10 protein-coding genes are annotated in these 23,377 nt (G+C 72.5%); all 10 read right to left on the reverse strand.

Features of this window, described 5'->3' with window-relative positions:
• Window positions 1-86: 86 nt before the first annotated feature.
• Entirely contained in the window at window positions 87-3,239 is a 3,153-nt protein-coding gene (locus ABH927_RS27050; RefSeq protein ID WP_370026064.1) for an amino acid adenylation domain-containing protein, read from the reverse strand.
• Complete coding sequence (locus tag ABH927_RS27055; protein WP_370026066.1) at window positions 3,239-6,235, reverse strand: amino acid adenylation domain-containing protein; 2,997 nt, start codon at window positions 6,233-6,235, stop codon at window positions 3,239-3,241. The genes ABH927_RS27050 and ABH927_RS27055 overlap by 1 nt, the downstream gene beginning before the upstream one ends.
• Window positions 6,225-9,329, reverse strand: coding sequence for an AMP-binding protein (locus ABH927_RS27060; RefSeq protein WP_370026068.1), 3,105 nt, complete (start codon window positions 9,327-9,329; stop codon window positions 6,225-6,227). The genes ABH927_RS27055 and ABH927_RS27060 overlap by 11 nt, the downstream gene beginning before the upstream one ends.
• The gene (locus ABH927_RS27065) at window positions 9,326-11,245 is read right to left on the reverse strand and encodes a glycosyltransferase (protein WP_370026070.1); all 1,920 of its coding nucleotides are present in this window, start codon (window positions 11,243-11,245) and stop codon (window positions 9,326-9,328) included. Before ABH927_RS27065 ends, ABH927_RS27060 begins: the two co-directional genes overlap by 4 nt.
• Window positions 11,245-12,258 (reverse strand): zinc-binding alcohol dehydrogenase, encoded by a 1,014-nt coding sequence (locus ABH927_RS27070; protein WP_370026072.1) that lies wholly within the window; start codon window positions 12,256-12,258, stop codon window positions 11,245-11,247. Before ABH927_RS27070 ends, ABH927_RS27065 begins: the two co-directional genes overlap by 1 nt.
• Window positions 12,258-13,358, reverse strand: coding sequence for a Gfo/Idh/MocA family protein (locus ABH927_RS27075; RefSeq protein ID WP_370026074.1), 1,101 nt, complete (start codon window positions 13,356-13,358; stop codon window positions 12,258-12,260). The genes ABH927_RS27070 and ABH927_RS27075 overlap by 1 nt, the downstream gene beginning before the upstream one ends.
• A gap of 223 nt (window positions 13,359-13,581) precedes the next feature.
• Window positions 13,582-14,871 carry a M1 family metallopeptidase gene (locus ABH927_RS27080; protein ID WP_370026076.1) on the reverse strand — a complete coding sequence of 430 codons (1,290 nt, stop codon included), beginning with the start codon at window positions 14,869-14,871 and terminating at the stop codon, window positions 13,582-13,584.
• A 54-nt stretch (window positions 14,872-14,925) separates the two neighbouring features.
• Complete coding sequence (locus ABH927_RS27085) at window positions 14,926-18,834, reverse strand: Pls/PosA family non-ribosomal peptide synthetase (protein WP_370026078.1); 3,909 nt, start codon at window positions 18,832-18,834, stop codon at window positions 14,926-14,928.
• Window positions 18,835-19,103: 269 nt separating this feature from the next.
• A complete protein-coding gene (locus ABH927_RS27090; protein WP_370026101.1) occupies window positions 19,104-22,277 on the reverse strand; it encodes a glycosyl hydrolase family 95 catalytic domain-containing protein in 3,174 nt (1,057 codons plus the stop codon).
• A 93-nt stretch (window positions 22,278-22,370) separates the two neighbouring features.
• Window positions 22,371-23,372 (reverse strand): ABC transporter permease, encoded by a 1,002-nt coding sequence (locus ABH927_RS27095; RefSeq protein ID WP_370026079.1) that lies wholly within the window; start codon window positions 23,370-23,372, stop codon window positions 22,371-22,373.
• Window positions 23,373-23,377: the final 5 nt, after the last annotated feature.

The raw sequence follows: 23,377 nt of genomic DNA on the forward strand, positions 1-23,377 counted from the left end.
GGGGAAGTGGTCTGCCGGGCGGAGGACCCTTTCGTCCCGGTCCGGCTGCCGAAGTCTACCGCCCGCCCGGCTTGTGCTTAGCTCGGCTAGGCTTCGCTGGAGAGCAGGCGGGCGGCCTCCTCGTCGGACAGCCGTTCGAGGTCGGCCATCACCAGCTCCTCCACCGCCGCCGCGAGCCGTTCGACCGTGCGGTGGGTGAAGGCCGTCCGCAGCGGCACGTCGAGCTGGACGTTCTGCCCGATCCTCGCGATGACCCGGGTGGCGAGCAGGGAGTGGCCGCCCAGGTCGAAGAAGTCGTCGAGCGCGCCGACGCGATCGAGGCCCAGCACCTCGGCCCAGACCGCCGCGATGAGCTCCTCCGCCTCCGTGCGCGGTGCGACGAAGGACGCGGAGCGCCACTCCGGGGCCGGGAGCGCGGCCAGGTCCAGCTTCCCGCCGGGCGTCAGCGGGAGCCGGTCGAGCGGCACGAACGCCGCCGGGATCATGTGCTCGGGCAGCCGCTCGGCCAGGTGCGCCCTCAGGCCGGAGACGGTGTCGGCGTCCGCCGCGACGTAGGCCACGAGCAGCCCGGGGGAGTCTTCCCTGACCACCACCCGGGCCTGCCGCACCCCCGGGTGGGCCGTGATCCGCGCCTCGATCTCACCCGGCTCGATCCGGTACCCCCGGACCTTCACCTGGTCGTCGAGGCGGCCGAGGAACTCGAGCTGCCCGTCGCGGCGGCGGCGCACCCGGTCGCCCGTACGGTAGAGCCGCGCGCCAGGAGGGCCGAACGGGCCGGGGACGAACCGCTCCGCCGTCAGCCCCGGACGGCCCAGGTAGCCCCGCGCCAGCCCCGCGCCGCCGAGGTACAGCTCGCCGGGGACGCCCAGCGGCACCGGATTGAGCCACCTGTCCAGCACGTGCGCCGTCGTCCCGGGCAGCGGGCGCCCGATCGGCGGTCGGCGCGGCCCACGGGTGCCCGTCAGCTCGGCCGCCGTCGCCACGATCGTCGTCTCCGTCGGGCCGTACGTGTTGACCAGCCGTACGCCCTCTCGGGCGATCTCGTGCCATCGGGTCACGGCCGCCGGATCCGCATGCTCCGCCCCGATGATCATCAATCGGAGCGAGGACGGCCATGCCACCGGCGCCGCCACCAACTCGTGCCAGTACGACGTCGGCAGGTCCAGCACCGTGAGCGCGCGGCCGTACGGGCCGGAGAGGAAGTCGGGGAGCGGCTCGCCGGTCATCACCAGAGTCGCCCCGGCGGCGAGACAGGGGTAGATCTCCTCCGCGTGCGTGTCGAAGCTTAGCGACGCGAACTGCAGGACGCGGTCGCCGGGCCGCAGCCCGTAGTGGTCGCGCATCCACGCCACGCGGGACGCCAGAGCGCCATGCCCCACGGCGACCGCCTTCGGCAGCCCCGTGGACCCCGAGGTGTAGATCACATACGCGAGGTCACCGGGCGCGGGCTCACCAGCCGAGACCGGGCCGCCCGGGCACAGGTTTTCCAGGCGTGGGTTTTCCAGGCACAGCGCCGGGACGTCGGGCAGCCTCCCGAGGAGCCGTTGCCTGGTGACCACCAGCCCGGCGCCGCTGTCGGAGAGCATGTAGGCGAGGCGCGCGGGCGGATACGCCGGGTCGAGCGGCAGGTAGGCCGCCCCGGCCCGCCACACGGCGAGCAGCGTGGTCACCGCCTCCGGACCGCGTTCGAGGCACACTCCCACCAGCGAGCCGGGGCCGACCCCCCGAGCGCGCAGCGCCCGTGCCAGCCGGTCGGCCCGCTCGGCCAGCTCCGCATAGGTGACCTCGACGTTTTCGCCGTCCTCGTCCCGGCCCCGCTGACCGGGCTCGCCCTGGCTCGCGAGCGCGACGCCCTCGTGGCGGCTCAGTTCGAACAGCGGAACCGGCAGGGCCGGGTCGGTGCGCACGTCGCCGGGGCGGAGTCCGATGTGCCCGTAGAGACGCGACAGGCGGATGTCCCGGTCGGCGACGACCGCCTCCAGCACGTCGATGAAGTGCCCGGCGAGCTGCTCGACGGTCGCGGCCTCGAAGAGGTCGGTGTTGTAGTTGAACGAGGCCCGGGCGCCGTGCTCCGCCGGGTGGACCTCCAGCATCAGGTCGAACTTCGCGCAGGTGTGCCCGGGGTCGAACGGCTCCGCCTCCAGCCCGGCGAGCCGCGGGCCCGTCGAGGGCGGGTAGAGGTTGAACAGCGTCTCGAACAGCGGGTTCCGCCCGAGGTCGCGGTCGACGCCCAGCTCGGCCAGCAGGTGCTCGAACGGGATGTCCTGATGGTCGTAGGCCTCCAGCGCGGTCTGCCTGGTCCGGCCCATCACCTCGCGGAAGGCCGGGTCGCCCGACAGGTCGCCCCGCAGGACCAGCGTGTTGACGAGGAAGCCGACGAGGCCCTCCAACTCCTCGCAGTCGCGTCCGGAGACCGGCGACCCCACGCAGACGTCGTCCTGGCCCGAGTAGCGGGCGAGGAGCACCTGGAAGGCCGCCAGCAGCGTCATGTACGGCGTGCAGCGTTCCTCGCGGGCCAGCCGTACGACGTCGTCCCAGAGCCGCTCCGTGATCGGCCTGTCGGCGAACGCGCCGTTGGTCGTCTTGACGGGCGGGCGGGGGTGGTCGATGGGGAGGTCGATGGGCGTCGCGCCGGCCAGCCGGTCCTTCCAGTAGGCCAGCTGCTCCGCGATCACCTCGTCCGTCAGCCGGTCGCGCTGCCATACGGCGTAGTCGCCGTACTGGATGGGCGGCCCGTCCACGGGCGTCTCCTCGTAGCCCGCCGCCAGCTCGTCGAACAGCACGCCGAACGACCATCCGTCGGCCACGATGTGGTGCAGGACGACGCACAGCACGTGGTCGCGGCCGTCCAGCTCCAGCAGGGTCGCCCGCAGCATCGGTCCGGCCGCCAGGTCGAACGGCGCGTTGGTGCGCTCGGCGACGAGCTCGCGGGCCCGCTTGTCCGTCACGGGGCCGAGGCGCTCGATCTCGATCCACTGCTCGGGCGCCACGACCTGGACCGGACGGCCGTCCACGGCCGGGAAACGGGTCCGCAGGATCTCGTGCCTGGCGACGATCCCGTTGAGCGCGCGCTCCAGCGCCCCGGTGTCGAGCCGGCCGCGCAGCCGTTCGACGAGCACCATGTTGTACGCCGGATCGCCGGGGTCGAGCCGGTCGAGGAACCAGAGCCGTTCCTGGCCCGGCGACAGCGGGATCTCGGCCATGCCGGCCGGACGCGGCCCGATGGGCGGGTCGTCCATCACGTGTCGCCGCCCTCCCTGCCCGCTCTATCTTCATGGGCCGGCCTGATGGCCTCGACCAGCCCCGCGAGGGTGGGATTGTCGTAGTACACGTGCAGCGGCAGATGGATCTTGAGCCGCCTCCGGACCCGTGAGGCGATCTGGGTGATCGTCAGCGAGTGGCCGCCGAGGTCGAACAGGCTGTCGTCCGGCCCGAAGCCGTCGTGCTTCAGGACCTCCCGCCAGATCGCGGTGACCTGCTCCGTCAGCCCGTCCGCCGGGCTCTCCTTCTTGTCCTCCCTGTACCGGTCCTCCCTGTACGGTCGGCCGGAGGAGGGCGGCGGCTCGGGGAGCGCCCCGCGGTCGAGCTTGCCGTTCGGGGTCAGCGGCAGCCGGTCGAGAGCCACGAACGCGGCCGGGATCATGATCGGCGGCAGCCACTTCGCCAGATGCTCGCGCAGGTCGGGCGCGGCCTCCGGGCTGACGTAGGCGACGAGGCGGTCTCCGTCGACCACGGTCACCGCCGCCTGCGACACCCGGGGATGGGCCATCAGCCGGGCCTCGATCTCACCCGGCTCGATCCGGTGGCCGCGGATCTTGACCTGATCGTCCATCCGGCCGAGGAACTCGACGGTCCCGTCCGGAAGCCGCCGCACACGGTCCCCGGTCTTGTAGAGCCGCGCCCCGCTCTCCGGGTCGCGGACGAACCGCTCCGCCGTCAGCTCGGGACGGCCGCGGTAGCCACGCGCGAGGCCGTCACCGCCGATGTGCAGCTCGCCCGGCAGGCCGACCGGCACCGGCTGGAGCCGCTCGTCGAGCACCCGGATCTCGGTGTTGGCGATCGGCCGCCCGATCGAGACGTGCGCGGGCTCCTCCGGGACCTCCCAGATCATCGACCAGATGGTCGTCTCCGTGGGCCCGTAGACGTTCCACAACCGTCCGGTCCTGGCCCGCAGCTCCCGCGCGAGAGGCGGCGGCAGCGCCTCCCCGCCGCTCAGGGCGTGTACGGCAGGCTCGTCGAACCCGGCGTCCAGCAGCATCCGCCACCCCGACGGGGTCGCCTGGACGTGGTTGACCGAGTGGGCGCGGATGAGCCGGAGCAGCTCCTGGGGGTCTCGGACGTCCTCGGCCACGACCACCCGGCCGCCTGTGACCAGCGGCAGCAGGATCTCGAGGTTCGCGATGTCGAACGACAGCGAGGTGTGCGCCAGCCAGGTCGTGCCGGCGGCGGTGCGGGCGCCGATGCCGAGTTCGTCGCGCATGGCGAGCAGCAGGTTGACGAGCGCGGGCCCGGTCACCTCCACGCCCTTGGGGCGGCCGGTCGACCCCGAGGTGTAGATGACGTAGGCCAGGCCGTCCCGGTCGCCCTGGCTGTCCTGGCCGGGCCGCTGGGCGTCCTCCAGGATGAACGCACGCCGGTCGGCGGGGTGCTCGGGGTCGATCGGAAGGTAGGCCGCGCCCGCCGCGAGCGCGGCCAGCATGGTCACGACCATCTCCACCGACCGCCGCGACCTGATCGGCACGAGCGTGCCCGGCGTGATGCCCCCGGCCGTCTCGGTCACGGCTGCGGCCAGCTCGCGGTAGGTGAGCCGTTCGGCGCCGCACACCAGCGCCTCCGCGCCGGGCGTGGCGGCGGCCTGCGCCGCGAAGAGGGCGGCCACGGTCGCATCGCCGTAATCCGCGGCCTTCCCGCGCAGCGGCCGCTGCTCCGCCTCGTCGAGCAGCGGAAGCTCGGCGAGAGGAGTGTCCGGGTGCGCCGTCGCGGCTTCGAGGAGGGTGAGCCAGTGCCCCCGGACGCGTTCGACGCTCTCCCGGTCGAGCGAGCTCGTGCCGTACTGCAGGATGACCCCGAGGTTGTCCGGGCCCTCGACGAGGTGGATCCGCAGCGCGTTCCGGGCCGTGCGGTTGAAGACGACCCAGCCGACCGAGGCCGGGACGCCGGCGAACTCGGGGGCCGGTTCGCGCCTGCGGTAGGTCAGCGTGACGGGGGCGAGCCCCACCGCGGGCCGCAGGCCGCTGACGACACGCGCGAGCGGCACCGCGCGGTAGGGGTACATGGCGCGCAGGTCTCGGCGCAACTCCCGGACGAACGATCGGAAGCTCGTCTCCGCCGCCGGCCGGGTGCCGATCGGGACCTCGTTGACGTGGGCGCCGATGCGGTCACGAGCCGAGGCGTTCCGCGTGCCGAGGTCGACCGCGATGACCGGGCCGGCGTTGCCGTACCGGAAGAGAAGGGCGTGCAGCGAGCCCAGCAGCAGCTCGAAGCGGCTGACCTCCAGGTCCTCCGCCGCCACCGCGATCCGTTTGCGCAGCTCGGACGGCAGGGAGAACTCCACCGATCCGCCCTCGTCCACCTGCGGGACCGGCCCGGACAGCCCGGGGAGGAGCACGTCGGGCGGTTCGGCCCCGTGGTTCATGAACTCGTGCTTCATGAACTCGTGCTTCATGAACTCGTGCCGCGCCCAGAACTCGCGCGCCTCGGCGACTGGAAGCGGGTCGTCCTCCTCCGGCGGAAGCGCCGGAAGGGCACGGCCGGAGTAGAGCGCCGCCAGGTCGCGGAGGTAGATGTCGGTCGACTGGCCGTCGAACGCCAGGTGGTGCACCACCACGAGCAGCACGTGGCGGCGCGGCCCCAGCCGGAACAGCGTCCATCGGCCGAGTGGCCCGCGCCGCAGGTCGAAGGGCCGGAGGATCTCCCTGTCCAGGGCGGTGGCCGGCTCGTCCTCGCCCACGTCGACGATCACGGGCATGGGTGGCACGTCTCGCGCCGGGACGAGGTGCGGCGTGCCGTCGCGCTCCGCCACGGCCGACAAGAGCACCGGATGCCGCTCCGCCACGGCCCGGCAGGCGTCCGCCAGCGCCGCGGCGTCGAGGTCGCCGTCGAACGAGATGGAGAAGGGCATGTGGTAGACCGCGCCCATGCCGCCGAGCTGCTCGTTGAACCAGATCCCGTTCTGGGCGGAGGACAGCGGCGTGGGTTCAAAAGATATGGGGTCAGGTGTGTGGTCAGGCATCATGGATGTGCTCCAGCCGGGCCAGGAGGTTCTGGGCGAGGCGCTCGACCTCCGGCCGGTCGTAGGCGCGCCGGTTGTAGACCAGCCACCCGGTCAGCGAGCCGTCCGGTCCCTCGCTGACCGCGAGCTCCGGCACGCTGAGATCGGCCTCGCCGGGCGGCAGCGCCCAGTCGAACATCAGCTCGCGGGGCAGCTCGAAGGGGCCCGACTCCAGGCCGGGGAAGTGGGCGGGCCCGCCCCAGCTCTCGAAACGGAACCAGGCCGGGTGCGGGATCAGGCGGCTGAACTCCTCGTAGGGGTAGAACTGGTGCTCGGCCGCGTCCAATACGGCGGCGCGCACTCGTCGCAGCAGCTCGCCGTACGGCGGGCGCCCGCTCGCGTCGACCCGCAGCAGCAGCGGCTGGACGAGGCAGCCCACCAGGACGTCGTCCTCCGGCCGGACGCGCCCGGGGACGGGGGAGAGGAACACGAGATCGTCCGACCCGGTCCACTCGCGAAGCACCTCGGCCCAGGCCGCGAGGAGCGCCATCGACACCGACGCACCGTCCCGGCGAGCCCGCGCGGCCAGCCGTACGGACAGGCCGGCCGGCAGGCGCACGGGGATCGACGTGCCGGTGAAGCGGTCCGCCGGGCGGCGCGGAGCGGTGAGCGCGGGCGGCGCTCCGTCGAGGACCTTGTGCCAGTACGGCCTGGCCTCCGGCCAGCGGGCCGACGCCCGGGCGTAGACGTCCGCGCAGGTCGTGGCCTGCGGCGGCAGCGGCGAGCCCGAGTAGGCCAGCCCCAGCTCGCGGAGCAGCACGGCCATCGACCACCCGTCCGACACGAGGTGATGGACCGCCAGGACGACCACGTGGTCGTCGGTCTCGATCGGGGTGGGGCCCAGATGCGCGACCACCAGGCGGGTCAGCGGTCCCGTCGTCACGTCGAAGGGCCGTTCCAGCTCCCGTACGGCTATCGCCTCGCCCTCGGCCTCGTCCCGCGCCCAGAGCTCCACGACGTCTGGCGGGCATTCCGGCAGCACTTCTCGCGGCACGGGCGCGGCGGAGCCGGGAAAGACGGTGGGGCTGGGAAAGACGGTGGAGCTGGGAAAGACGGTGCGCAACGACTCGTGCCGGGCCACGAGCAGGTCCAGCGCGCGGCGCAGCGCGGGCATGTCCAGCTCGTCCCGGATTCTGAGGGCGACGTTCACCGCCGACACCGCCCGAGGCTCCGGCGTCTCGTACATCCACCGCAGGAAGTAGGCCTGCAGTGAGCTCAGCGGTGTCGCGTTTCCAGAAGCCGCCGTGGGCCGGGGCTCCGGATTCGCCCCGCTGTGCCTGGGCGTCGCCGCGCGCACGCGTAGAGCCTGGTCGGCGAGGACCGGGGCGTCGAAGGCCAGCGACGGCCCCAGCTCGGCGCCGAAGGCGTCGGACGCCAGCGAGGCGAGCTGGGTGGCCTTCATCGAGTCGCCGCCGAGGGCGAAGAAGTCGTCGTCGGCCGTCACGTCACGGGCGCCGAGCAGGGTGGCCCAGATCTCCGCCAGCGTCGTCTCGTCCGGCGTGGCGGGGGGACGCCCCTCGCGCCGCCCGGGGAGAGGCCCGGAGATATGTTCCGCGAACAGCGTGCGCAGCTCCCGCTTGACCACCTTGCCGTTGTCGTTGCGGGGAAGCGACTCCACGACGAGCACCCGCGCGGGCACCTCGTGCCGCGCCAGCCTGCCGGTGAGGAAGCCGCGCAGCTCGGCCGGGGAGACCGGCTCCCGCGCCACCACCGCGGCGGCGGGGACCATCCCCATGACCGGGTGCGGGACGCCCAGCACGGCGGCCTCGGCGACGGCGGGATGTTCGTAGAGCGCGGTCTCCACCTGGAGCGTCGACACCTTCAGGCCGCCCGACTTGATGACGTCGCTCTCCCGGTCGACCAGGAAGAGGTAGCCCTCCTCGTCGAGGTAGCCGAGGTCGCCCATCCGGACCCAGCCGTTCCTGAAGACCTCGGCGCCGGCCCGCGGGTCGCCGAAATAGGAGCGCGGGGCGCCCGGTGAGCGCAGCCACACCTCCCCGGTCTCCCCGGCCGGCAGACGCCTGCCCGCCTTGTCGGCGATCATGAGCTCTCCGTCGCCGGGTCGGCCGACCGAGGCGGGCCGGTCCGGATCGACGATCATGGTGGTCTGCGCGGGAACGGCCTCCGTGGACGTGTAGTAGTTGACGATCGTCGCGTTCGGGAAGGCGTCGGCCAGCGAGAGGGCGACCGGCGCGGGGAGGGCGGCCGCCGACGAGCTGAGCAACTGCACGCTCGACAGGTCGCGCCGGTCGTGGACGCCCGCGTTCAGCAGGTCGATCGCCATCGAGGGCACCAGGAACACCGTGCCGACGCCGTACGCCTCGATCAGCCGGCCGAACAGCTCCGCCTCGAACCGGGGAACGGCGATCACCGCCGGATGCGCGACCAGCGCGTCCACCAGCATCATCTGACCCGCGTTGGTCCCGATCGGGAAGGCGTGCAGCAGGTGCTCGGAGTGGGCGTATCTCCGCTGGGGAGGGTCGGGACGCTGGCCGTAGGCCAGGTTGGCATGGCTCGCGGCCACCCCCTTGGGCGTGCCGGTCGTGCCCGACGTGTAGATGATCTGCGCGAGGTCGCCGGCAGCGGGAGCGGGGGCGTCCGGCGCGAGGCTCCTGGGGGAGAGGCCGAGGCTTCCCGGCGTGGCCGTCCATCCCGGTACGGCCGGCGGTGTGGAACCCGGCTCGTGGACGAGGCCCGCCGCCGAGCAGCGGGCCATGAGGTCGCTCACCTCCGCCGGGGCCAGCCAGGCCGACAGCGGCACGGCGACGCCGCCGGCCTTGAGCACCCCGAGGAAGGTGACGGCGTAGTCGATCCAGCTCTCGCCGCCGAACAGCAGCCCGACCCGGTCCCCGCGCCGGAGCCCGCGGCCCGGCAACCCGGCCGCGACCGCGCCCGATCGCGTTTCCCATTCCCCGAAGGTCAGCTCACCGAGCGCCGGGTCGCCCGTGCCTGCGCCCGGGACGATGAGCGCGACGCGGTCCGGCTCCACCGAGGCGCGCGCCGCCAGCAACGCGGGCAGCGTCGTGGGCGTCACCGTAGGCGTCACTGTAGGCGTCACCGTGGGCCTCCTTCCCGCTGGAGCAGCACGGACGCGCTGGGCTCGTATCCCGTCTTCCACAAATGGGCCAAAGTGAGCACCAGGGGCAGCGACCGGTCCGGGGACAGCAGGTCGGCGTGCTTGCGCAGCAGGTGCTGAAGCAGCTCCAGCCGCAGTCCGTTGCTCGTGCTGAACGTCATCGACTCGGCATGGCGGCGGTAGAGCTGGCCCTCGATCGGCAGGATGTCGGAGTCGTAGCCCGCCTTGTGCAGGCGGATGTAGAGGTCCCAGTCCTCGTACGCGGGGAGCGCGGCGTCGTAGCCGCCGACCTCCAGGAGCGCGTCCCTGCGGAACATGCCGGTCGCCCGCGGGTGGGTGTTCAGCACCAGGCTGAGCCCCGGTACGTGGCCCACCGGCACGTGGGTGAACTCCAGCAGCCCGAAGTAGCGCAGGTAGCCGGCCACGTAGCCGAGGTCGGGATGCCGTTCCATCGCCCGTACGGCGGGGCCGATGAAGCCGGGCGGCAGGAGGTCGTCGGCGTCCAGGGGCACGATGTACCGCCCGGCGGCCTTGTCCACCCCGGCGTTCCGGGCGGCCGGCAGGCCCGCGTTGGCCTGCCGTACCTTCGTGACGCCGTGCAGGGAGTCGAACGCCTGGATCGTCTCGGGGTCGGTCGAACCGTCGTCGACCACGAGGATCTCCACGTCGGGGTAGTCGCTTCGCCGTACCGACTCGACGGCCTCCTGGACGTATCGGCCCTGGTCGTGGAGGGGGATGACCACGGTCACCAGGCAGCCGGGCGCGCGGCGCGCGGGCGCCGCCACCACCGGCCGCGCGCGGACCGGCACGGCCGCGGCGGCGCGCTTGCCCGGAGTGGGCCGGACGGCGGGCCGCACCGGATCCACCGAGGGGCGGGCCACGGCGTCGAGGATCGCGCCGGCCAGCCGGTCCGGATCGCCGGGAGGCACGATACGCACGCCGTCCAGCAGGTCGGCCGCCGTGCTGCCGTGCGCCGCGATGACCGGGTAGCCCAGCGCCGCCGCGAGGGCGGCGGTGCCGGGCGGCTCGCAGGCCGACTCCGGGAGCACGCACGGCGTGCCGGGAACCGGCAGCGTGCCGATGTCCTCCGTCCGGACGGGACCGCCGTAGACGACCCTGTCCCGCAGCGCCGGAGGCAGCATCCGGCGCAGGTGGTCCCAGTAGGAACGGCCCACCGGGTCGGTCGGCGTGTCGTCGCCGCGCAGCGTGAACCGCAGATCCGGGTCCTTGCCCGCCGCCCGCTCGGCGGCCCGCAGGAACGCCTCCACCCCCGACCCCGGGTAGAGGGCGCCGAGCCGCAGCACCGTCCGCTCCTCCGACATCCCCTTGCCGGGCAGGTCGGGAGGCGACGGCCGCCGCAGGGTGACCGGGCGGGACGAGGTGCGGGCCACCGCCACCGACTCGGCGATGAGAACGTCGGCCCGTGCCCGGCAGTAGCCCTCCGCGAACTCGGCGATCATGCTCTGGTAGGTGACGGGCCGATGCGCTCCCGGACCCGACCTGGCGCCCGCCCCTGTCGCTGACAGCCAGGGTGTGAGCGTCACCGCGATCGTGGCCGGCGCGAACTCGCCGAGCAGCCGCCGCGCGCGGAGCACGGTGAGCGCCTCCCCGCCGGCGTCGGAGAACTCGATCACGTCGAACGGCCCGTGCTCGCGCAGGGTGTCGTAGACCCGGTCGGCGTACTCGAGCTGCTCGGTGAAATAGCGGTGGTCCGGGCGCGGAGGGCTCAGGCGCACCCACGTGAGGGGTGGCCGGAGGCGGGAGCCGGGCAGCGCCTCACTGACAAGGCACACCTCGTGCCCCTGCCCCGCCTGGGCGAGCGCGGTGGCGAACACCTGGGCGCCGGTGCCCGTCGCCCGATCGGCGGCGAGGTCGCGGCAGACGTGGGCGATCCGCATCAGGCGGCGTCCCACAGGAAGGCGACGCCCATCGTCTCGCCGCGGCGCTCGTTGACGAGCCGGTACGCCTCGGGCGCGTCCCGCCAGGAGAAGCGATGGGTGATCAGGCCGGAGCAGTCCAGCGATCCGCGCTCCATCATGCCGAGCACGTAGCGCAGCAGCCGCGGCTCGTCCCAGCCGGGCCGGTCGTGCGTGTCGTGGACCGCCGTGACCGTCAGCCCCTTGGTCATGACCTCAGAGGACAGGCGCTGCGCCCCCGGATGGCCGGTGTCCCCGAGCAGGACCACCGTGCCGTAACGCCCGGCGAGGGCGAGCGCGCTCCTGAAGACCTCGGCGTTGCCGGTGGCGTCGACGACGACCTCGGGCGGTCCGCCGATCGCGTCGAGCACCGCGGGGGCCGCCTCGCTCACCGTCGCCTCGACGAGGTGCGTCGCGCCCCCGGCCGCCGCGAACCTCAGGCGTTCCCGTGACGGGCAGACCACCACGATGGATTCGCAACCGGCGGCGGACGCCCAGCGGACGGCCATCTGCCCCACCGGTCCGGCGCCGATGACGACGAGCCGCTGGCCGAGCCGGAACGGCGTCCGGTGCGCTGCCCGGAAGCCGATCTTGGCGAGGCCCGCCCACACGGCCTGCTCGTCATCCACCTTGTCCGGGATCGGGTTGACGGCCGCGCTCGGCACGGTGAAGCGGGAGCCGTGCCCGGCGCGATGGAACACCCGGACTCCCTCAGCGAGCCCGGACACCTCCGGCCCCACGGCGTCGACCACCCCGACGGTCAGGTAGCCCGGATGGAAGGGCAGCGTGCCCCACGCCGCGAAGTGCGTGCCGCGGGAGAAGTCGCCGTTGAAGACGATGTTCTCGGTGCCGGTCGACATGAGCGTGAGCGTGCTGGTCACCCGCACCTCTCCCGGGCCGGGGTCCGGAGCCTCGTGCGGCCACGGCTCGACCACGCCCCGTTCGGGAAAGACCAGGCGGACGTCCGTCATCCCGGCGCCCATCGCGTGTCCCATCACACCGGCTCCGGCCGGTCGCAGGTGCTGCCGATCACCACGACCCGGCGCTCGCGGCTCGACGTCTCGATGGCCGTGAGAACCTCCAGGACGTGGTACGCCAGGGCTCCGGTGGCGCGTTGCACACCGGTCGAGAGGGACGCGGCGAGGTCCGCGACGCCCCGGCCGCGTAATCGCTGCTCGTCCGGGCCGCCGGGCGGCGTGACCGGTGGGAGCAGGCGCCATCCCTCGCTGTCCCAGCGCTTGAGCAGCACGTCCCCGTCGAAGCCGTTCGGGTCGGGCAGGGACAGCGTGCCCTGCGTGCCGTAGATCTCGATGGAGGGCAGATGCGCGTCCCAGACGTCGAAGCTCATCATCGCCGTGCCGACCGCCCCGGAGGCGAACCGGAGAACCGCCGACGCGTGGGTGGCCACCTCCACGTCGATCGTGTCCACCAGGCGGCCCGGGGTCGTGACCTGGCGCCGGCGCGAGCCGGTCGTCGTGGCCCCGATCACCTCCATGACCGGGCCGAGACACGTGACGAGCCAGCTCAGGTAGTACGGACCCATGTCCAGCACCGGCCCGCCGCCGGGCTTGAACAGGAATGTCGGGTCGGGATGCCAGGTCTCCGCCCTGTTGTGGGTCAGGAAGGCGGTGACGCCTACCGGACGGCCGATCAGCCCCTGGTCGATGGCCGAGCGCGCCGTCTGGCAGGCGCTGCCGAGAAACGTGTCGGGAGCCACGCCCAGGCGTCTTCCCGTCGCCTCGGCGCGGGCCAGCACGCCGGCGGCGTCCGGAAGCGTGGCGGCCAGAGGCTTCTCGACGTATACGTGCTTCCCCGCGTCGAGCGCCGCCATCGTCACGGCCGCGTGGACCGAGGGCGGGGTGATGTTCACCGCGATGTCCACCGCCGGGTCGGCCAGGAGTTCCTCGACCGATCCCCAGACGGAGAGCCCCGCCTGCTTGGCCGCCCGCTCGGCGCGGGACCCGTCGATGTCCGCGCACCGCACGACCTCGAGGCCCGCGAACCTCCGCATGCCCTGGATGTAGCGAGGGAACACGTCGCCACACCCGATCACCCCGACCCCCACACGGCGTCCGTCGTCCCCGTCGCCGGTCATTTTCCTCCCGACCGTGCTGCCTAGACCCTGCGCCTTGACCGTGGTGCCGTGACCCCGTCGAGTCCTCCGACCACATCCCACCCTCTACGTGGGATTATCTCGGGTCATGTGGGAAAAAGTTGGATATCGCGCTGATCAGATGCTAGATATGGCAAGTTTCGGCTGTCAATATCAGCATTGATCGGATCTCTTGGGTTCGCCGGGCGGCCGCACGGCCGGCGCTCTACGGGAGGAAGGGGAGCCGGGGGTCGCGGAGCCAGGTCCAGAAGAACGTCTCCAGAGGGCGCGCGCTGTAGCGCTCGGCGTGGCTGGTGAACTGCCGCGTGCTGACGGTCCCATATCGGTGCGTGGCCGTCCATTCGTGCAGCATGGGGTGGAACGCCGCGTCTCCGAGTGTCCGGCGCAGGGCGTGCACGGCGAGCGCGCCGCGCTTGTACACGCGGTCGTCGAACAGCCGGTCCAGCCCCGGGTCGGTGAGAGAGAAGTCCTGCGGCAGCGCGGCCAGCTTCCGGTGCGCCCGCCGGGCGTGCTCGTCGGCGGAGTCTCCTCCGGAGTCCTCGGACCAGAGCCACTCGGCGTACGCGGCGAAGCCCTCGTGCAGCCAGATGTCCCGCCAGTCGCCGATCGTCAGGCTGTTGCCGAACCACTGGTGCGCCAGCTCGTGGGCGACCAGCCGCTCGCTGCCCCGGCGGCCGTCCGCGTGGTTGACGCCGAAGACGGACATGCCCTGAGCCTCGATCGGGATCTCCAGTTCGTCGCCCGCCACGACGACGGTGTAGCCGCCGAAGGGGTAGGGCCCGAACCGCTTCGCGAACGCCTCCAGCATCTGCCCCTGGCGGCCGAAGTCGTGCCTGACCCGGGCCGCGGCCCGCCAGGGGAAGGCGAGCCTCTGCGGCACCGGACCCGGCACCACCTCCTGGCGGTATCGCCCGATCTGCACGCTCGCGAGGTAGGTCGCCATCGGCTCGCGCTGCTCGTACATCCACGTGGTGGCCGATCCCGCGCGGCGCTTGCCGACCAGGGCTCCGGTCGCGACGACCTCGTACGGCGAGGCGGTCGTCACCGAGATCCGGTAGGCCGCCTTGTCGTCCGGGCGGTCGTTGCACGGGAACCACGACGGTGCGCCGATCGGCTGGCTGGCGACGAGCACGCCGTCGCTGAGCTCCTCCCAGCCCAGCTCGCCCCAGCGCGTCGAGATCGGCCGCGGGGTCCCGGCGTAGTGCACCTCGGCCACGAACGGCTCGCCCTCCCGCAGAGCGGTGGCCGGGGTGACGACGAGCTTGTCACCCCGGCGGGCATGCCGGGCTTGAGCACCCCCCACGAGGACCTTCCCGACGCGGAACGCGCCCAGGTCTAGCCCGAACGACTCGGCCTGCCGCGTCGCCACCGCCGAGACCCGCGCCACGGCGGTGAGCTTGTTCGACCCTATCCGGTAGTCGAGGGACAGGTCGTAATGCTCGACCCGATACCCGTCGTCGCCTCGATTCGGAAAGTAGGAGTGGGCCACGCTCACGTTCGTTCAGGTTCCCTTGCTCAGCGGCACTTCAGGCGGTCACTTCAAACCGCGTCACTCGGACGGGGCCCACGCCGCGATCGGGTTCCCGAGCCAGCGGGTCCGCGCGGGCACGGACTCGCCGCGCATCACCAGGGACGCGGGCCCGATCGTGGTGTTCGCCCCCACCTCCGCCGCGGGGAGGACGACCCCGTGCGGGCCGAGCGTCGCGCCCTCCCGCAGCACCACCGTATCGATGCTCATCACCCGGTCGTGGAAGAGGTGGGTCTGCAGCACGCAGCCCCGGTTCACGCTCACCCCGTCACCGAGCTCGATCAGGTCCGCCTCGGGCAGCCAGTAGGTGTGGCACGACACCCCTCGCCCGATCCGCGCGCCGAGCGACCGCAGCCACAGGTTGAGCGGCGCGGTCCCCAGCCAGGCCTCGGCGAACCACGGCGCGGCCAGCACCTCGACGAAGTTGTCCGCCAGCTCGTTGCGCCACACGAACGAGCTCCACAGCGGGCGGTTGCCGGCGCGGATCCGGCCGACCAGAGCCCACTTCGCCAGGCTCGCGGTCACCGCCGCCACGGCCCCCGCCGCCAGCAGCGTCACACCGCCGAGCAGGGCCGCCGCCGCGAAGCCGTACGACGCCGCGAGCCATTCGAGGGCCGCCGCCACCAGAACGGCGAGGCCCACGGTCGCCATCGCCGGGACGAGCCGGCACAGCTCGACGGCGGCGCGGGCCACCTTCAGGCCGAGCGGCGGGTCGTAGGTGCGGCTCCGGTCGCCGCCCTCGGCGGTACGGCGGAGCTCGACCGGCGGCATGCCGAGGTAGGACGAGCCGGCCTTGGCCTTCTTCGGCGTCGCCGAGAGCACTCCGACGAGACCGTCCTTCGGCACCTTGCGGCCCGGCGCGGTCATGCCCGAGTTGCCGAGGAACGCGCGCTTCCCGATGCGCGCGCCGGCCAGCCGCAGCCGCCCGCCCTCCAGCTCATACGGCGCGACCATCGTGTCGTCGGCGAGGAACGCCCCGTCTCCGACGGAGGTGAGGGACGGCAGGGCCAGCACGGTCGACAGCTCGACGTCGCGGCCCACCCGCATCCCGAGGGCGCGCAGCCACGCGGGCGTGAGAACGCTCGCGTACAGCGGGAACAGCCAGACGCGGGCCATCGCCATCAGGTGGCCGGTGGCCCAGGCCTGCCAGGCCACGCGGCTGTGGACGGGGTGGCTGCCCTCGCGCAGGCCGATCGCCAGCAGGCGGACGCACGCGTGGATCGCGAAGGCCAGCGCGGCCATCCCGGTGATCGTCGCGAGGGGCACGCCGTACAGCGCGGCCGTCAGCGCCTCGCCCAGCGTCGCCGTGCCGCGCAGGAACCGGCTGAGGACGACGAGCCCGGCCAGCGCCGCGAGCGCCGGGAGCAGGCTGAGAACCAGGGCGGACAGGCCGTACAACGCGATCCATCGCCGGGAACGCGCCGGTCGCTCCGGGTGCCGCCTGGCCTTGCCCTTCCGGATGGCGGGAGCTCCGGCCCAGCGCTGGCCGGCCGGAACGCCGCCCGTCACCGCGGACCCGGGCGCCACCTGTGCGTTCTTGCCGATCCGCGCGCCGGGGAAGAGCGTCGCGCGGGAGCCGACGGTCGCGCCGGCGCCCACCTGGATCTCGCCGACGTGCAGGAGGTCACCGTCGAGCCAGTGGCCGCTGAGATCCACCTCGGGCTCGACGGCGGAGTTCGCTCCGAGCTTCAGCATGCCCGTGATCGGCGGCAGCGAGTGCAGATCGGCGTCCTCGCCGACCTGCGCGCCGAGCGCCCGCGCGTAGTAGGTGATCCAGGGCGCGCCGGACACCCCCGCGACACCCAGCCGGGCGGCGAGCTGCTCGGCGGCCCACAGGCGGAGGTGCACGCCGCCGCCGCGCGGATAGGTGCCGGGCGTGAGGCCCCGGAGGAGCGCGCGGGCGCCGCCGGCGGCGATGACCATCCGGCCCGCCGGGGTGAGGAACAGCAGCCAGCCCGCGAGCACCCAGCCCCAGGGCACGGCGGGTGCCCATGGGAAGGAGAAGAAGTTGTTGAGCGTGGCCAGCACCGTCACCCAGCGCAGCGCGCCGACGGTCAGCAGCGGCACCATCAGCGCCGCCTGCGCGACCGACGCCCGCGCCGGCATCGGCCGTACGGTTCGCTCGATCGTCCGGACGGGAGCGGTGTCCGTTCCCGAGAGGTGGGCCGCGAGCCCGCGCAGAGTCGGGTTGTCGTAGAGATCGCCGACGGCGACGGTGGGATACCTCTCACGCAGGGACGAGACCAGCCGCGCCGCCGCGAGGCTGCCGCCGCCCTCGGTGAAGAAGTCGGCGTCCGGGTCGCTCGTCGTGACGCCGAGGATCTCGGCCCAGCGCTCGGCGAGCCATCTCTCGGTTTCCGACAGTTCCGGCAGTTCCCGGCCTTCGGCGTCGGGTGCGCCGGCCGACGTCGGCAGCGGCCAGGGGAGCGCGTCACGGTCGATCTTGCCGGAGGTCCGCGTCGGCAGGGCGTCCACGGTCGCCAGGCGGGGGACGAGCGCGGCGGGCAGCGACTCGCGCAGCAGCGTCCTGGCGGCGGCCTCGTCGAAGCCCTCGCCGGGGACGACGTAGCCGACGAGCAACTGGTGCCCGGCGGCGGCCGTGCGCACTGCCGCCGCCGCGCCCGCGACACCGGGCAGCGCCTGCAGAGCGGCGTCCACCTCGCCCAGCTCGATCCGGCGGCCGCCGAGCTTGACCTGCTCGTCCGCCCGTCCGACGAAGACCAGCCCCTCCGGGTCCGCCCGCACGAGGTCGCCGCTGCGGTAGGCCCGTTCCCAGCCGAGAGCGGGAAGCGGGGCGTACTTCTCGGCGTCCTTCGCCTCGTCGAGGTAGCGGGCGAGCCCCACTCCGCCGATGACCAGCTCTCCGGTCGCGCCCATGGCGACCGGCTCCCCGGTCTTGTCCACGACGGCCAGGTCCCAGCCGTCGAGCGGCAGGCCGATCCGCACGGGCCCCCCGCCGTCCAGCCTGGCCGCGCAGGCGACCACGGTGGCCTCGGTCGGGCCGTAGGTGTTCCACACCTCGCGTCCCGGCACGGCCAGGCGTTCGGCCAGCTCGGGCGGGCAGGCCTCGCCGCCGAAGATGAGCAGGCGGACGCGGTCGAGCGTCTCCACCGGCCACAGCGCCGCGAGGGTAGGCACGGTCGAGACGACGGTGATGTCCTTGCCGACCAGCCAGGGACCCAGGTCCATGCCGGTCCGCACGAGCGCGCGCGGAGCGGGCACCAGGCACGCGCCGTGCCGCCATGCCAGCCACATCTCCTCGCAGGAGGCGTCGAAGGCGACGGACAGCCCGGCGAGCACCCGGTCTCCTGGGCCGATCGGCGCGTCCGCGAGGAACAGCCGTGCCTCCGCGTCCACGAACGCGGCGGCGCTGCGGTGCGTCACCGCGACGCCCTTCGGCGTGCCGGTGGACCCGGACGTGAAGATGATCCACGCGTCGTCGCCCGGCCCCGGCGCTCCTGTACGGCCCGCCGGCGCGTGGTGCGTGGTGATGACCGAATCCGCGCCGATGGAGGCGCAGACGGCGGCCTCGGAGAAGACCAGGGCGGCGCGCTCGTCCGGGTCGTCGGCGTCGACCGGCACGTAGGCCGCGCCCGCCGCCAGCACCCCGAGGATCGCGATGTAGAGGTCCGCGGTGCCGGACGGCACGCGCACGCCGACGCGGTCGCCGGGTCCGACGCCGATCTCGCGCAGCCGGGCCGCGAGCCGATCCGCCTCCGCGCGCAGACCGGCGTAGTCGAGGGTGACCGTGCCGTCGTCCAGCGCGGGCTGGTGGGGGTGCCGTCGGGCCGTGCGGTCGAGCACGTCGAGCAGGGTGCGGGCCACCGGGGTCTCTCCGCGCGAGGGGAACACCGCGGGCGTCTCCCACGGTCCTTCCGTCGCGAGGAGGTCCGCTGTTCCAACCGTGGTTCCGGCCGTTGATGGGCGCAAGCTATCTCCTGTCGTCGCGCGGCAGCCGTTCCGCCGTGTCGTCCTAATCACGGGGAGCGCGCGTGGCCGCGCGGCGCGTGGAGCCGTCCCTCGTAATCGTGCCTACCCGCCTGGGGCAGACCTGGATGCGAACGGCGCCCAGGATCGCCCTATTCCACCGATTATCCCAGACGGCCGGGGCCCGCCCCCGTGCCGCGTGGGGCGTTGGCGTGAAATGCCTGGTCCCCGGCCCGCCGGTCGGCGGGCCGGGGACGGGGCGCTCCAACCGGTCAGGTGGGCAGGCCCCAGGCGGCGCCGGGCTGGCTGATGGGGACGGGGGCGATCGTCAGCGGGGGAGTGGAACCGGCGGGGTACACGAGCACCTCCCGGTTCTTCGCCAGGTCGATCTCGATCACGCCGCCGCCGGTGTCCCGCCACGTGGCGGGCGAGCCGTCGTCCAGCGTGACCGTCAGCGTGGAGTCCTGCTGCTGGGGCGTGACGTCCAGCCGGTCGAGGTTGGGGCCGCCGTTGGCGGTCGTGGACGTGGCCTTGATGAGGTTGGTCCCGGCGGTGAGGGTGTCGGTGAACGAGAGGGTCTGCCAGGTGTCCCAGTTGGCCGTCCCGGGGAAGAGGATGGTGCCCGCGTTCATGCCGTTCACCGTGATGGCCATCGGTCGTTCCACGGTCGTGCCGTTGGCGTACCGGAACGTGAAAGTGGCGCGGGTGGTGGCCGCCACGTTGACGGTGAACTCGATCGAGCTGCCGGTGACGTTGTCGAGGTTGACGAAGCCCGTCCCGGTGAAGCCGAGGTGGTTGGACTCGACGACGCCCTGGGAGATGGTCGCGCTCTCGGCCTGGTAGCTCGTGGTGGCGCTCTGCGGCTCGACCTCCAGCGAGTCGAGGTTGGGGCCGCCGTTCGCCGTGGTGGAGGTGGCCCGGATCTTGTTGGCCCCGGCGTTGAGGGTGGCCGGGATCGAGACCGTCTGCCAGGTGTCCCAGTTTACGGTGGGCGGGAAGTCGGGGGTGGCCACCGTCGTGCCGTTGACCGCGATGGCCGTCGGGCGGTTGGCGGTGGTCCCGTTCGCGAAGCGCAGGCGCAGGTTGACCGGGCCGGCCGTCGCCGCGTTCACGGTGAACTCCAGGTAGCTGCCGACGATGTTGTCGAGGTTGACGTAGCCGGTGCCGGTGAACCCGGTGTGCAGCGTCTCCAGGATGCCCTGCGAGATGGTCGCGTTCTCGGCCTGGTAGACGTCCGACGACGTGGACACGGCCAGGCCGTGCTTCAACCGGAGCGGCTCGCCCGCGAGGCTGCGCAGCCGTACGAACTTGGTCACCCCTCCGGAGCGGACCGCGCTGACGAGGAACGCGCCCTGCACGCGGAAGTCGTGCAGCGTGACGTCCTTCCACGCCGTCGGCACGCCGGGGAACACCCGGATCACCCCGCCCCAGCTCTGGCACAGCATGTCGTGGATGGTCTGCGAGGCCGACAGCGGCGTCTCGATCACCGGGCCGGCCTCGGTGTAGTGGGTGTTCGCCCGGCACGGGAAGGACGTCGCGGGGTCGAAGAACTTCATGAGATACGACAGGGCGGTGTCGCCCCGGCCCATCATCGCGTACATCGACCCGGCGCCGGTGTAGCTGTAGCCGCGCTGCGCGCCCGTGAGCGCGTGCCAGCGGACGATCGACTTCTCGATCAGCGCCCAGTTCTGCGGCTGGTCCCAGTTGACCAGGTACAACGGATAGATCATCAGCAGGTGCGAGTAGTGCCGGTGCGACTGGTCGTACGGCGTGCCCGCGCCGATCATGAAGCCGTTGGAGTCGGTCGGGTACGGCGTGAGCGTGCTGAGCACCTGCCGCCACTTGTTCTCGAGGGGGTCGGCGATGCCCAGCCTCACCGCCGAGTCGAGCAGCGTCTGGCAGCCCCACCGGATCAGTGCGAGGTCATAGTTGGTGTCACCGCTCGGGGTGACGGGGTACTCCGGCGAGAACGTGGAAGGCAGGTGCAGCTTGCCGTCGCTGCCGGTCGTGAGGAAGTGCAGGTAGTAGTTGATCGCCCGGCGCAGGAGCGGGAACAGCGTGTCCCGCAGCATCGTGTCGTCCATCGTGTGGCGGTAGGACAGCCACACGTTGTGGAGGGCCCAGGTGAGGTCGCCGACCTCCGCACCGGACCCCGGGGCGCCCACGCTCCGGTTGGCGAACATGTCGGAGCTGCGGCCCACGCCTGCGGAGTCCGAGCGGTACGCGCTGCCCACGTTGTTGATCAGTTGCTGCTTGTTGTCGGCGAGCGTGGAGGTGACCGAGTCGAGCTCGAGGTGGTTGGAGCCGTGGATCAGCCAGTATTCGAGCTGCACGTTGAGGTTCCACCACACCCCCGGCCACGGCGTCGGCTCCAGCCACGGCCCGGTCGTCGCCATGACGGGAGCCCCGGCCCGCGTGGCCGACGCGACCTTGTAGAGCTGGATCCAGTGGAACGCCTGGAGGCGCTGGTCGGGGATCGACAGGAAGCTCTTCTTGTAGAAGTCGTGCCACCACGATCGGTGGGTGCCCAGATAGGTGTCGTACGGCACGGCGCTCGCGGTCTGCACGCGGTTGAGCGAGGTCGCCTCGGCCGTGGTGGCCGGATAGCTGTGCGCGACGGACAGATAGAGGAGGCGCTGGCCGGAGGAGGGCCCGGCGATCTCCCGGTACGCGGTGGCGGTCTGGCCGCCGCCGGTGAGCGGCTGGATGACCTGCTTCACGTCACCGGTGGTCTTCGTCGTCCACGCCGGGTTCTCCGTGTACCCGGTGGGCGGCGCCTCCGACGCCGATCTCGGGGTGATCGCCTTCTCCGGGGTGAACACCCACTTGACCTTCTCGGAGCCACTCGGCGTGACCGAGGCCACGAAGACCTGGTCGTGGATGGACACCTGCAGCGTCAGCGTGCCGGAGCTGGTCGTGATGGTGCCGACCAGTTCGGCGTTCCACAGGTCGAGGCGCCAGTTGACCGACGAGATCGTGCCGACCGGCTGGAGGGTGAGGTGGCCCACCGGCAGGCGGGCGGTGCCCCACCCGCTGCCGAACTGCGGCCGGTGGTCCTGGACCTCGCCGTGCTGCACGGTGAACCTGACCTGGTTCTGGTTCGGCTCCTTGTAGACCATCGAGCCGAGCCGGCCGTCGCCGAGGAAGGGGCCCTCGTGCCAGACCGTGGGCAGCCGCTTCCAGATCAGGTCCTGCCCGCGCAGGAAGTCCGCCCACTGCGTGTCGGTGGCCATTCGGTTGTCGAGCGGCACTCCCGCCAGGACCTGCGCGGGCAGGCCGGACGCCCGGCTCGCCGTCGCTGCCGCTGCCGGGGCCCTGGGGGACAGGACCGCGACGGCCGCGCCTCCGACCGCCATGCCGATAACCGTCCGCCGCGACAGGGGGTACTTGTCAGCGGGGTATTTGTCGGCGGAGTGGTCATCGGTGGGGCAGTTGCCATCGTCCATGCGCACCTCACACATCGGATCTATTTGTTGTTAAGGACCTTAACGGATATGCAATACGTGCTGTAAGGACCCAAAGTCATCGGACCTTAGCGCCTAGTCCTGCGCCTTTCCTCCGGCGAGGCGGCTGATCATGAGGGCCACGAGGATGATCACTCCGTAGACGAGCTGCTTCCACTCACCCGGCACTCCGCGCAGGGTCAGGATGTTCTCCACCAGGCCGATGACGAGCACGCCGGTCAGCGCGCCGAACACCGTGCCCTTGCCGCCGTCGAGGCTCACACCGCCGATCACCGCCGCCGCGAACACCATGAAGATCCAGCCGTTGCCCTGGTTGGCGCTGATCGAGCCCAGCCAGCCAGTGGTGAGGACCCCGGCCAGGGCCGCCAGCACCCCGCCGATGACGAACACGCCCCACACGACCCGCTCCACCCGCACGCCCGCCGCCCGCGCCGCGTCCGCGTTGCCGCCGATGGCGTACAGCGACCGGCCCAGCCGGAAGTAGCCGAGAGCGACGATGCCGACGGCGAACAGCGCCCCGGTGATCCAGATCGACGCGGGCAGGCCCAGCCACGTGGCGCTGCCGAGATAGAGGAACGACTGCGGCAGCTCGAACAGGCTCTTGCCGCCGGTGAGCCCGAGTTGGAGCCCCCGCACGACGATCAGCATCGCCAGCGTGACGACGAACGCCGAGAGCTGGAAACGCAGGATCAGAAAACCGTTGACCGTCCCGATGAGGGCCCCGATCAGCAGGCACAGGGGGATGGCGAGGAACGTGGGCAGCCCGATGCCGAACCCTCCGGCCGACGACGGGATGACGAGCATCACCGCCAGCGCGGGCGCGAGGCCCACGGTCGACTCCAGCGAGAGGTCGAACTTCCCAGTGATCAGGATCAGCGCCTCGGCCAGCACGACCAGCGCGAGCGCCGTCTGCTGCTGCATGACGTTGATGAGGTTCTCGGCCGTCAGGAACGTCGGGCTCACCACCGCGCCCGCCCCGAGCAGGACGAGGATCACCGGCACCAGCGTGAGATCCCTGAACCTGCCGAGCCGCAACGCGACCGGCGCGACCCTCATCCGCTCACTCCGCTCAGTCATGCCAC

The organism is Planotetraspora sp. GP83, assembly GCF_041262585.1.
GTDB lineage: Bacteria > Actinomycetota > Actinomycetes > Streptosporangiales > Streptosporangiaceae > JAOEGB01.